Origin of the sequence: Pseudomonas sp. PDM03, assembly GCF_014852385.1 — a bacterium.
Lineage (GTDB): Bacteria > Pseudomonadota > Gammaproteobacteria > Pseudomonadales > Pseudomonadaceae > Aquipseudomonas > Aquipseudomonas migulae.
The window spans coordinates 222860-235376 of sequence record NZ_JACVBM010000005.1; the positions used below are offsets into that span (position 1 = coordinate 222860).

Annotated in this window: 12 protein-coding genes; 1 reads left to right on the plus strand and 11 read right to left on the minus strand. The window is 60.5% G+C overall.

Annotated elements, in window-relative coordinates; translation table 11 throughout:
- Position 1: 1 nt before the first annotated feature.
- Together IB254_RS10910 and IB254_RS10915 are read right to left on the minus strand one after the other, a co-directional pair.
- Complete coding sequence (locus IB254_RS10910) at positions 2–1687, minus strand: vWA domain-containing protein (RefSeq protein WP_192417280.1); 1686 nt, start codon at positions 1685–1687, stop codon at positions 2–4.
- Between the two features lie 87 nt (positions 1688–1774).
- Positions 1775–2335 carry a YbhB/YbcL family Raf kinase inhibitor-like protein gene (locus IB254_RS10915; RefSeq protein ID WP_192417281.1) on the minus strand — a complete coding sequence of 187 codons (561 nt, stop codon included), beginning with the start codon at positions 2333–2335 and terminating at the stop codon, positions 1775–1777.
- 139 nt (positions 2336–2474) lie between these two features.
- Here IB254_RS10915 and IB254_RS10920 point away from each other — a divergent pair, with 139 nt between their 5' ends.
- Positions 2475–4001, plus strand: coding sequence for an apoptosis inducing factor family protein (locus tag IB254_RS10920; protein ID WP_192417282.1), 1527 nt, complete (start codon positions 2475–2477; stop codon positions 3999–4001).
- A 3-nt stretch (positions 4002–4004) separates the two neighbouring features.
- Here IB254_RS10920 and IB254_RS10925 read toward each other — a convergent pair whose 3' ends face one another.
- From IB254_RS10925 to IB254_RS10965, 9 genes are all read right to left on the minus strand, one after another.
- The gene (locus IB254_RS10925; RefSeq protein WP_192417283.1) at positions 4005–5510 is read right to left on the minus strand and encodes a YdgA family protein; all 1506 of its coding nucleotides are present in this window, start codon (positions 5508–5510) and stop codon (positions 4005–4007) included.
- Between the two features lie 306 nt (positions 5511–5816).
- Entirely contained in the window at positions 5817–6452 is a 636-nt protein-coding gene (locus IB254_RS10930; protein ID WP_008034678.1) for a hypothetical protein, read from the minus strand.
- A gap of 82 nt (positions 6453–6534) precedes the next feature.
- Complete coding sequence (locus tag IB254_RS10935; protein WP_192417284.1) at positions 6535–7983, minus strand: efflux transporter outer membrane subunit; 1449 nt, start codon at positions 7981–7983, stop codon at positions 6535–6537.
- Positions 7980–8867 (minus strand): HlyD family secretion protein, encoded by an 888-nt coding sequence (locus tag IB254_RS10940; protein WP_192226661.1) that lies wholly within the window; start codon positions 8865–8867, stop codon positions 7980–7982. The genes IB254_RS10935 and IB254_RS10940 overlap by 4 nt, the downstream gene beginning before the upstream one ends.
- On the minus strand, positions 8864–9073 hold the full coding sequence (locus IB254_RS10945; RefSeq protein WP_008034684.1) for a DUF1656 domain-containing protein: 210 nt from the start codon (positions 9071–9073) through the stop codon (positions 8864–8866). The genes IB254_RS10940 and IB254_RS10945 overlap by 4 nt, the downstream gene beginning before the upstream one ends.
- Positions 9070–11142, minus strand: coding sequence for an FUSC family protein (locus IB254_RS10950; protein ID WP_192417285.1), 2073 nt, complete (start codon positions 11140–11142; stop codon positions 9070–9072). Before IB254_RS10950 ends, IB254_RS10945 begins: the two co-directional genes overlap by 4 nt.
- Positions 11139–11567, minus strand: coding sequence for a MarR family winged helix-turn-helix transcriptional regulator (locus IB254_RS10955; protein WP_192417286.1), 429 nt, complete (start codon positions 11565–11567; stop codon positions 11139–11141). Before IB254_RS10955 ends, IB254_RS10950 begins: the two co-directional genes overlap by 4 nt.
- Before the next feature lie 379 nt (positions 11568–11946).
- Complete coding sequence (locus IB254_RS10960) at positions 11947–12231, minus strand: type II toxin-antitoxin system RelE family toxin (protein WP_192417287.1); 285 nt, start codon at positions 12229–12231, stop codon at positions 11947–11949.
- Complete coding sequence (locus tag IB254_RS10965) at positions 12221–12466, minus strand: type II toxin-antitoxin system Phd/YefM family antitoxin (protein ID WP_192417288.1); 246 nt, start codon at positions 12464–12466, stop codon at positions 12221–12223. Before IB254_RS10965 ends, IB254_RS10960 begins: the two co-directional genes overlap by 11 nt.
- Positions 12467–12517 lie beyond the last annotated feature (51 nt).

Below are 12517 nucleotides of genomic sequence, written 5' to 3' on the forward strand. Positions count from 1 at the left end.
GTCAGTTGTAGCCTCCTTTAACCGGTTCGCTGTTGGATGCGGTGGTGGTTCGCAGGCTCTGCGCCAGTTCCACCAATTGCACGAACTCAGAACGCAAACCGAATGGATCATCACCCCGCGCACCGCGAGCCAAATCCTCAGTGTCCTTCAGGCTGAAATCGCCGGTATAACGCCCATCCTTGAGCTGCTGGGAAAACGCCGCCACTGCCGCCGCAAATCTAAGGTCGTCACTGGCCTTGCCTTCCGAACCAGCGGCAATCGGCCGTTCGATCAAGCGACTGTTCCCACCTTCCGGCAGCTGATAACGCACGCGCAGCATCGCCAATTCTCCAGACTTTGCAGAGGTGGCTGACTCAGCGTTGCCATACCGCAATGGCTCCAACCAGCCCTTCTCACCCTTCGGCACAATTTCATACAACGCCGTGACCGTATGCCCTGCACCGATTTCACCGGCATCGACTTTATCGTTGCTGAAATCCTCACGCTTCAACGCGCGATTCTCATAGCCCAGCAACCGATATTCGCTGACCTGCGCCGGGTTGAACTCCACTTGCAGTTTCACGTTCTTCGCCACCACCGCGAGGGTCGAACCGAGCTGATCCACCAGCACTTTGCGCGCCTCGCGCAGGTTGTCGATGTACGCATAGTTGCCATCGCCTGCATCGGCCAGTTGTTCCATCAGGTGTTCATTGTAGTTATCCACACCAAAACCCAGGGTGGTCAGGGAAACGCCGGTCTTGCGTTTATCCACAGCCATTTGCTTGAGGCTGTCGAAGTCGCTGATGCCGACGTTGAAGTCGCCGTCGGTGGCCAGCAGGATGCGGTTGATGCCTTTGGGGATGAACGCTTGCTGCGCCATTTGATAGGCCAGCTCGATACCCGACGCCCCGGCGGTGGAGCCGCCCGCCGTCAATTGATCGATGGCTGTGCGAATTTTCGCTTTTTCCCGTCCGGAAGTTGGCTCCAGCACCACACGCGAATCGCCGGCGTAGACCACCAGCGACACCCGATCCTGCGCGCGCAATTGATCGACCAGCAATTTCAGCGTGCTTTTGACCAGCGGCAGCCCCTCGCGACGGTCCATCGAGCCGGACACGTCCACCAGAAACACCAGATTCGCCGGGGCCAATTCAGCCACCGCACGGTCCGATGCCTTGATGCCAATGCGCAGCAAGCGGGTGTGCGGGCTCCACGGTGATGGCGCCAGTTCAGTGGTCACACCAAACGGCGAGCCATCGGTGGGCAACGCGTAGTCGTAGGGGAAGTAATTGACCATCTCCTCCAGGCGCACCGCACCTTCAGGTGGCAGGCGACCTTGATTGAGCAGGCGACGGACATTGGCATAAGCGCCGGTGTCGACGTCGGCGCTGAAGGTCGAGACCGGCGCCTCGGCGACGCTGTGAATCGGGTTATCCGCCAGCGCCTGATACTGCTCGCGCTGCTCATCCTGATAACCCGGCGGCGCAGATTCAGGCGCAAAACTTGCCATCGGTGCCGGACTCACGCTGCGTTTGGCCAAGGTCGCATCGGCCATGATCGCCTCACTGCGCACCAGCTCATGTTGTGCAGGAGACGCAACTGAAGGGGATTCAGGCTTGGACGAAACACCACAACCGGCAACGGCCAGCAGCAACCCGACGGTGAAACCCTGGGCGGCCGGGCGGAGGAAATGCAGAGGGAGGGACATGGGGGCTGACCTCAGGAGGAAATTGATCCATTCATCCTCTGAGACGGGCAGCCTCACCGGTTCGGGTTAAACCCGCTGAAAAAAACTTCAGCGGTGATAACGCCGCACCACGCTGCTATTTTTCAGCACATGCCCTTTGATTTTTTCCAGCAGTTGCGCGCGGGTCAGGCCGGCCGGTAACGCGTCTGGAGCAAGGTCCAGGGCGTAGAGCTGGATGATGTAGTGGTGGGAACTGTCACCGACCGGCGGGCAAGGGCCAATGTAACCGATGGTGCCTTTGCTGTTGCTGCCGCCCACGCCTTCAAACGCAGACTTGGCGCCAACACCGGCCGGAATCTGGTGGGTCGCGGATTTAATGCCGTAATGAATCCAGTGGTCGGAACCCAAGCCTTTCTGACCGTCCGGGTCGTGCATGACGATGGCGTAACTCTGGGTGCCCGCAGGGCCAGCGGTCCAGCTCAGGGCCGGGGACTGGTTCTTGCCGCCACAACCGGCCGCATCGCTGGCCGCCGCCGAAGTGAACAGGCGGTTGTCGGTGACACCGGGAATGCTGACGGTGAAGCGTTCTGCGGCCTGCGCCGGCAATTGCACGCAAAGGGCGACTGCAACGGCCGCCAGCCAAGGGTTCAGAGAGGTCAATCGGGTCATACCGGAGCACCTTGTGCGGGTGGGGCCGTGGTCGGCGTGCAAACTATAGCCGGACCGTTCACGCGGTGGCAGCAGGAATTGGCTGAACCTCGGGATAAGCGCCAAACTCTTAAGTGAAACGCTTGCCTGGAGAACGATCATGGCACTGCACCGCGTCGCCCGTTTTGCCGATGTGTCCGAGAACCGAGGCCTGGAAGTCCGGATTGGCGACACCAAGATCGTCTTGCTGCGGGTCGGCGCCCAATTGCGCGCCTATCAGGGTGAATGCCCGCACGCCGGGGCGCCGTTGGCGGAGGGCGCGCTGTGTCACGGGCGTCTGATTTGCCCGTGGCACAAGGCCGCTTACCGGATCGAGGACGGGGCGCTGTGTGAACCGCCGTCGCTGGACAGCCTCAAGCGCTATCCCCTGGAGGTGCGCGACGACGAAGTCTGGGTCGACGATCAGCCGCTGGACGATGCTCACACCCCGCCGGCCGATGACGAACGTACGTTTGTGATCATCGGTGCCGGTGCCGCTGGCACGGCGGGTGCGGCGGCGCTGCGCGAAAAGGGTTTCGGCGGCCGTGTGCTGCTGATCGACCGCGAGCCTGACGCCGGTTACGACCGTACGGTGTTGAGCAAATTCGTGATCGCCGGGGAAATGCCGCCGGAAGAAGTCCCGCCACTGCGCGATGAAAACTTCTATCGCGAGCAACGCATCGATCGCATAAACGGTGAAGTGGCGAGCCTGGATGCACAAAACCGGACGGTGCAGCTCAAGGACGGCCAGACATTGACCTATGACGCCGCGCTGATCGCCACGGGCGGCACACCGAACGCTCTCGACATTCCCGGCGCCGACCTGCCGCAGGTGTTCTTGCTGCGCTCGAAAGACCAGGCACAACGGATTCTGAACGCCGCCAAACCCGGCCAGCGGGCAGTGATCATCGGCGACAGCTTTATCGCGATGGAGTCCGCTGCGGCGCTACGCGAATACGGTCTGGACGTCACCGTCCTGGCCCGCCATCCGGTGCCCTTCGCCAAACAGTTCGGCGAAACGGTCGGCAAGGCGATTCTTGCCCACCATGTGGCCCACGGCGTGGTGTTTCATACGGAGGGCGAAGCCGCGCAGATCGAAGGCACGAACAAGGTCGAAGCAGTGCGCCTGGATAACGGTCAGCGCTTTCCGGCGGATTTGGTATTGGTTGGTATTGGCGTCAGCCCGGCCACCGGGCCGTTCAAGGATTTACCAACGGAAAAGGATCAGTCACTGAAGGTCGACGGCGGGATGCGCGTGACCGAAGGGCTTTGGGCGGCTGGCGATATCGCCACCTTCCCGCTCAATGGCCAACCGCAACGAATCGAGCATTGGCGCCTGGCACAACAACAGGCGCGGATCGCAGCGATGAACATGCTGGGCGGTGATGAGCATTACCTGGATGTGCCGTACTTCTGGACCTGGCACTTCGGCAAGAACTACGACTACCTCGGTCACGCCGAAGCCTGGGACGAAGTCGAGTTCAAGGGTGATCCGTACCATCCACCCTTTATCGGTCTGTTCGGCAAGAATGGTGTGGTAACCGCCGCCATCGCCTGCGATGAAGAGCGGGCGATGGCAATGCTGGCCGAGCAGATGAAGCAGCCGCTGCCGGTTGACGAGGCATGGCGGCTGATTCGGGACGTCTAGGCGTTACTGAACAACGCCTGCACCGCCGAGTTTGCTCATCACAAAGCCGATAAACTCTTCGAGGGTCATTTTCTGGCCGTTGAACTCCACTTGGTTGTTGGCGTAGTGCAGTTTGCTGACGATGTTATTGCCGTCCAGCCTGGCGAACTGCGTACCGACCGCCATGGAGCCGAACATGTCGGCGGTGGCCGTGGCTTGATCGGCAACGACCTTCACGTCGGCCTGGCCATCGATCTGGCTCTGGACGCTGAGCAAATCAACCAGCATCGGTTTGGACACCTGGATATTGACGTCCAGCAGGGCAATCAACTGTTTGATCAGTTGATCCGGCGTCAGGTCCAAAGATTGTGGCTTGGTCAGGTCGAGCACCAGGTTGGCGCGACTTTCACCGTTGGCGGTGGTGAACGACAGGTTTTCCAGAGCCACTTGCGGGCCGGCTGCCAGCAGTTTCTCCAGACCGGTTTTCACCTGAGCCTCTTCTTCCGGGGTCAAGACCAGTTCGGGGGCAGGTTCGCCAGCTGCAACCGCTTCGGCGGCGGCCTTCTCGTACGGTTGCAGTTTGGTCTGGTAGATCTGCATCAACGACATCGTGGATGGAATGTCGAGGTTCTTCAGGCTCATGGCCATCTGTGCGGAGCCGACCGTCTTGCCGTTCAGGGACACTTCACCGATCTTGTAATCGGCACGCCCGGAAGCGCTGGTGCCCGACTCTTCGGTCTGGTTCTTCATTTCAAATTTCTTGATGCCCAACACCGACTGCTGCGTACCAAAGGTGGTCTTGCTGTCGGTCAGCTCGAAGGTGTTCTCGCCGGTGTAAAAGCCGTAGGTGCTTTTGACGAGATTGCTGGCCAGGGTCAGGCCGCTCAATTCGACTTTCACCGGTGTCTGGTCTTCAGCCACGGTGGTCAGTGTAAGGTTGTCCATGTAGCCGTTGGCTTTGACTTTCTGCGCCTGGGCGTTGGCGGCGACCTCGAGGTTCAGGCCGGAAAATTTCAGGTGGGACTTGTCGTCCAGCGCGACATCCAGCGGCAGCAGTTCGAGGGTGCCGTTGGTGGCGTTGTCATAGCCGATGTTGACCACGCCGGTGAGCGGCGATTTGTCCTTGGCAGCGGCGAACCACTTCTCGGTGACCGGGGTCTTTTCCAGTTCGTAGTGACTGGTGGCCATGACCGGCAGCAATTTCAGCGACATCAGGCGCGAGAGCGGCAGCGGACCGTGTTCGATGCGGTCGGTGAAAAGCAGTTCGACCGGTGCTTCGCCGAACATCTCGCCCTCGCCCTTGAGGCGGTAGTGCGCGGTGCTGCTGAATACGTGGCGCTCAAGCGATACCAGTTCCAGCGACGCGGTGCCGTTGGAACCGACCAGCGCGGCTTGCAGTTCTTTGTTGGCGTCGGCGATCGAGGTGTTCAGCACCCCTTCGAGTTTGGTGCCGGTGAACCAGGCACCGCCGGCGCTGATTGCACCGATGGCCACGACGATTCCAAGAAGCACGCCTGCTGATTTATTCATGAATGACCCGTTCAATGTCCGTTGTTTGAGTGTGGTCGTCTTCCCTGAACCCATTTCGGGTTGCGGTCACGACTGCGCGAAAAGTGCGATGGAGATTAGCATCAGGCGTACCGGGCGGCCCAATGTTTAAAGGTTAAAGAGTGTCTATGGACCGCGCGGAGGGTTTGAGGGTTTCGGCGGATATGAAAACGCCATCGCCAGCAAGCCGGCTCCTACAGGGTTTGCGTTGTTCACGAATATCGCGCACGACGCGAAACCTGTAGGAGCCGGCTTGCCGGCGATGGCGTCAGTCCAGCCAGCATCAATTCAGGAATACTGCACTTCCATCTCATCCAGCTGATGATCAAAGCTTTTCAGCCGCGCCGTCCACGTATAAACCAGCACTTCAAAATCCCGATTGATCACCGCCCCGCCCGTCACGTCCGCGCGCGGGTCGCAGAAATCCAGCTGATAGCGTTCGCGTGCCATGGCGGCGGCGACATCGGAGAGTTCACGGGCATTATTCAGCCAGTGCCAGTCGTCCTCGGACACTTGTTTGTCGAGGGCCAGGCATTGCTTCTTCAAGGTTTCGAGGCTTTTTTCCAGCGGTGTGCCGGTGAGTTCGCCCATGACTTCCTGGAACGTGCGCCCCGGCTGCCAGTAACTGCCCCAGAAGTAACGATCGAACACCGTTTCGACCCGGCGCAAAGCGACCTTGGTGTCCCAGATCAGCACCAGGGTCTTGCCTTGTTCGAGTTGTCTTTTTTTGATGCGCTGCCCCTGGAACGAAGCCCAGGCCACCACCACGATCGCCATCACCGCGATCAGCGCCGCAGCGCTATCGAGAAACACTAGCGCCTTGTCGATCTGGTGGGCCAGCATGATGCCGTAGAAATAGGTGGCCGACAGCAATACCAACGCCGCAATAGCGCACCAGAAGCCGGGAGCATAAGGGTTTTTCATTGTTGGAATCCCCATGACCAACGCGAGCCTTGATTGATGAGTTCGACGCGCGACCTCATCAAGTCAAAGCATAGCAACGGCCTCAGGGTTTGCCGGTATTCGAGCCTTGCGTTCGTCCGCTTTCCCAGCCGCCGCCCAGCGCCAGGAACAGATCGATCTGGCTCAACGCAACCTGAGTGTTGGCGGCGGCCAGTTGTGCCGTGACGTCGGTGTAGGTGCGGGTCGCTTGCAGGTCGGCCAGGAACGACTCGCGGCCGGCCTGGAAGAAACGGTGCGTCTGGTCGGCGGCCAGCTTCGCCGATTGTTCGGCGTCCGCCAGGGCTTCTCGGCGCTGCAGCAACGCCGAGTACTGCGCCAGGCTGGTCTGGGTTTCACGTATGGCGTTGAGAACGACACCATCAAAATGCGCCAGCGTCGCCTGGGTCACGGCTTCAGCTTCGCGGATTCGCGCCCGGGCCCCGTTGGTCGGCACGCTCCAGCTCAGCGACGGGCCGAAGCCCCAACGATTGGTCGAAGGCTCGCCGAGGTTTTCCAGAATGCCGACGGTGCCGATGGTCGCGCCGATGCGGATGTCCGGGTACAGCTCACCGGTGGCGACGCCGATACCGGCCGTCGCAGAGGCCAGCCGACGCTCAGCCTGACGGATATCGGGACGACGCTTGAGCAGTGAGGCGCCATCGCCCACCGGCACCAATTGCGCGATTTTCGGCAGCTGCGCGCAACTGGCGGTGCCGGCCGGCAATTGATCGACCGATTTGGCCAGCAGCATCGACAGACGGAACAGCCCGGCCTGATGCGCAGCCTCGTAGCGCGGCATCTCGGCGCGCAGGGACTTGAATTGGGTTTGCGAACGGGTGACCTGGGTTTCATCACCTCGACCGGCGTCGCGCAGGCGCTGGATCAGTGTGGTGCTTTGCGATTGCAGGTCGAGGGAGTGCTGGGCAATTTCCCGTTCTTCATTAGCCGCACACACCTGGGTGTAGGCGCGCACCACATCGGCCACCAACGTGATACGTGCGGTATCGGCGGCGGCCTGGGTCGCATCGGCATTGGCCTTGGCCGCTTCGATGCCGCGCTTGAGCGTGCCGAACAGATCGAACTGGTATGAAGCGCTGATGCCGATATCACCGATGTTGGCCACCGGCACCTTCTCAGGCAACAGGAACGCTTCGCCGGACTCCTGCAAACGCTCGGCGCCCATTTTTATGCCACCACTCCAGCCACCGGCGGCCTCGGCTTCGTCGACCTGCGCGCGAGCCCGCAGCAGGCTGGCTGCCGCCACACGCAGATCGGTGTTGGAAGCCAACGCTTGCTGGACCAGTTGATTGAGCCGTGGGTCCTGATACAGGCGCCACCAATCGGCCGGCACTGGTGCCGAAACCACCGGTTTGCCGTCCACGGCCAGTTCACCCTGAAAATCTTCGCGGTGAACAGCGGCCTCTTCCGGCAGTTGATAATCCGGCCCGACCGTCTGGCACGCCGACAGCAGCAAACTCAATCCGGCAATCGCCAAACCCGAGGCCCTGCTCATTTGGCCGGCTCCTGCTGCTGGTCGCCGATGATCGAGACCGTCGCGGTGCGCCCGGCAATCATGCGGAAATCCGCCGGTACGTCATCGAAGGCGATCCGCACCGGAATTCGCTGCGCCAGTCGCACCCAGCTGAACGCCGGGTTGACGTTCGGCAGCAGATTGCTGCCGCTGCTGCGGTCACGGTCTTCGATGCCGGCGACGATGCTTTCCACATGCCCGCGCAGGCGAGCGCGGTCGCCGATCACGCGAATGTCGACGCTCTGGCCAACGTGAATGCCGTCGAGTTTGGTTTCTTCGAAATAGCCGTCGATGTGAAAGGAATTGCTGTCAACCACCGACAACACCGGGCGCCCGGCGGTGACGAATTCCTGCGCACGCGGTGCACGGTCGTTGACGTAGCCATCCACCGGGCTGCGGATGGTCGAGCGGTCGAGGTTGAGCTGGGCGCTGTCCACTGCCACTTGCGCTTCCATCAGCGCCACTTCGGCGCGGGCGACTCGTGATTGGCTCTCTTCCAGTTGCTCACCCGGCACCAGATTGCCGAGGCCACGGTTACGCTTGGCTTCGCGTTGCGCTTGCGCCAGGGTTTCCTGACGGTCGGCGACCGCTGCTTTGGCTTGGCGCAGGGCCAGTTTGAAACGGTCCTGATCGATGCTGAACAGCACCTGGCCGCGTTTCACCAACTGGTTGTCGCGCACGTCCACTTGCTGAATCAGCCCCGACACGTCCGGGGCGATCTGCACGATGTCGGCGCGAATGTGCCCGTCACGGGTCCACGGCGCGAACATGTAATACATCACCATGCGCCAGACCACGACAACGGCGAAAGTCACGATCAGCAGCGTCAGGACCACGCGACCGAGGGTCAGAAAAGGTTTTTTCATGTCATCAGGTATCGACTGAGTGAGTCCACGGCGCCGAGCAGCAAGGCGTAGAGAGCCACGTTGAACAATGCCCGGTGCCAGACCAGACGGTAAAAGTGCAGGCGCGTCAGCAACCCGTGCACCAGCAGGTAAATCACATAGGTAATGCCCATCAGCACCAGCAGCGTGGGCAGGAACACCCCGCTGATATCCAGATCACCGATCATAAAGGCGCTCCATCGATGCCATGGGGAAGCGGTTCTTCGAGGTCACCGGTGCCGAGGAATTCCACACCGGGCAGCAAGGCCAGACGCAAGCCGCTCAAGGCGTGCAGCAGGTGCAGGCGGGCGCCGTCATCGCATTCGCGGTTCAGGGCGCGGCGCGCGCGGTCCATGGTCATCAACAACGCACTGGGCGCCGGCAAACGTTCGCCAGCCTTGAGGCAGGCTTTGAAATACTCGCCGACCTCGGCCACCACTTGGTGCAGCAATGTTTGCGGTACACCGAGCACACGCGGCGTGTAGGCCAGCAAGTCGAGCAAGTTCAGCGCCACACGCACTTCGCGCAACGCGATGCCGGTGTCCTGGCCGGTCATGGCCAGGCGCGGCAAATGCTGCATCAAACGGTCAAGCACCTGCACACCCAAGCGACGATGCTCGGCCAGGGAGGCCGGCTCGGTGAGGCTGACAATGTCGCGCCAACTGAAACGGGTCAGGCGCTTGGCCGCCAGTTCTGCGCCGAACGGCCGGGCGATCAGGGTCCAGACAAACGCAAACAGCAAACCGACCGGGCCAGCCAGGTTGGAATTGGCGAAGCTGAGGAAATCCGCGTCGTAAGCGCCCTGAATACTGATGAAAGACGAGGTGTTGACCAGCGTCAGCAGCATGCCCAGGTAAAACTGCGGCTTGACCGTCAGGGTGCCGATGCAAATGAACGGCACGGCGAACGCCAGCACCAGCATTGGGAAGTCATGCAGGTTAGGCAGCACCAGGAACAGGTAAAGACTGGCGAACAGCACCGACATCGCCGTCCAGAAGAAGAACCGGTAAATCTGCGGCGCCGGGTCGTCCATCGACGCGAAAAAGCTGCACGCCACCGCCGCCAGAATCACCGCGCTGCCGCCGTCGGTCCAGCCGAGCAGAATCCACAACACCGAGGCGACAATGATCGCGGTGACCGTGGACGCCGCCGAATAAAACATCAGCCCACGGTCGAGAAACGGCGACAGGCGACCGAGGCGCCAATGCCGGTAAACCGCGCGCCAACTGTCCTGGCTTTCGCACTGAATGGCGTATTGCAGGCTGCGGCAGTCCTGCCACAAATCGACCCATTCGCCGAGACGGTACAGCGCGTTGGAGAACAGCAATTGCTTGCGATCATCCAGCGCTTCGGCAGTGGGTTGCAGCGCTTCGAGTTGATCTTTCAGCGCTTGCCAGCGACCGAGGTCGGCGTCTTTGTGGTCAAGCCATTCGCTGGTGGCGGCCAGCAACGGCGCGAACTTATCCACAAGCTCCGGCGTGCGCCGTTCAAGGGCGTAAAGCGCGTCATCAAGCGCGTCGATCACCGGCAGCAGATGAATCATTCGGCCGCGCAGTTCCTTGGTATTGCGCACGGTTTGCGGGCGCGCGCCTTCGTGCGGCAACTGGCCGATCATCAATTCCAGGGTGTTGAAGGTCGCGACCATCGACGAGCGCAGCGCGCTGACTTCGTCCGGCTGCACGTTGCGGCTGAGAAATCGCAGGCTGTAGGTCGAGGCATCGGCAAACCATTTGTTCACCGAATCGTTGAACACCGGCGCCAGCCGCCGCGGCCAGAACATTGCGCCGACCACCGCCGCGACGGCGATGCCGAGGAAGATCTCTTCAGTCCGCGCTTCAGCGACATCCCACACCGCCAACGGGTTATCCACCACCGGCAAGGCGATCAGCGGCAGGGTGTAGCCGGCAAGCATCAACGCGTAGCTGTTGGCGGTACGCAAGTGCAACGACAGGAACAGCAGAATCCCGGTCCACAGCGCGATAACGACCACCAGCACATAGGGGCTCTGAACAAACATAGGCACGAAAAAAACTGCCGCCGCCGCACCGAGAAACGTTCCGACCGCGCGGTATAACGCCTTGGAACTGGTGGGGCCGACAAACGGACTGGAAACGATGTAGACCGTGGCCATCGCCCAATATGGACGCGGCATTTGCATGAGCATGGCGATGTACAGCGCGATCATCGACGCCGCGAAAGTGCGCACGCCGTAGAACCAATCCCGCGCCGGGGGAACGCCGGTAAAAAATCCGCTCAAGGGTTCACCACCGACGGAGCGTTGGCCGCCTCAAACGCTTTCAATACCCGCAACGCTGCCTCCAGATCACTCGGGGCGATGCCTTCCAGCACTTCATTACGCAAGCGCACCAACTCGATTTCGACGGCCTGCACCAATTCCCGACCGGTGTCGGTCAGGCTCAGGCATTTGGCGCGGCGGTCATGGGTATCTTCGGTGCGACGAACGTAGCCGGCATGACACAACTGGTCGAGCAGCCGCACCAGCGAAGGGCTCTCCATCCCGGCCGCCTGCGCCACCGTCACCTGCCGCACGCCCTCGCCCAACCGCCCGATCATTAACAACGGAACGGCGCAGGCTTCGGAGATTCCATAGTTGACCAGCGTGGTCTGGCAGATCTTCCGCCAATGCCGGGCGGCCACCACCATGGAGCTGCTGATGTTCATCTGGAGAGCGTCGAGGTTTTTTGGCACGGGAGAAAAGACACACTGTTAGTTTGCTAACTATCAATATGTCATTTGAGGGGAAAGTTGGTCAAGTTTTGAAACAATTTAGTGGATAAGGCATAGCCGAAAATCGGCAAGGATCGCTCGACCCCATATAACGCTGCCGACCCTAAGTGAGAATCCAATGACTGAGTGCCCAACTCCAGAAACCAAACCTGGCCCCAATACCGGAGACGCAGATTGTTATCGCTGGTTCCTGCAACAGAAAGTAGATACGGCGCGGCTCTCACTGCACAAGGAGCCAGGCTTGAGCAACGAGGAAATCGAAACCGAGTTTGCGGGTAGACGATTGAAAGCTGCCAAATGGAAGATCGGCGAGCTATGAGCGTTTCTTCGCCCGCTCGTACACAGTGCTACGCTCGCGCTTACCGACCGCCACCACAGAAATCACCACACGCTCATCAATGACCTCGTAGACCAGTCTGTATCCCGAGGACTTCAACTTGATTTTGTAGCAGTCAGGCATCCCATGCAGGGCGTCGGCCTGGACTCGAGGCAACTCAAGTCGCTCTGCCAGTTTCTTTTTGAATTGTTCACGCAACGTATGCCCAAGCTTGTCCCACTCCTTGCGTGCGGACGGCAGGAATTCGAGCTTATAGGTCATCCAGGTTTACCGGCATTGGGGTTTCATGCCGACGAGAGCGAACGATTTCAGCTAACTCAAGGTCATCGAGGCGCTCCATCATTGCTTCGAATACGTCCGCCGGGACCATATACCCCATGACTCGATTGTGATTGAGCACTGCGACGGGCCCACCATGAGCTCCGCTCAGAACCGCAGATGGGTTTTTCTTCAGCTCAGACACACTAACTGCCATATCAGCCAGAACATTCTGCATAAATAAGACCTCAATTAAGGTCGCAATTCTGGTCTATTTGTGATTCCTGAG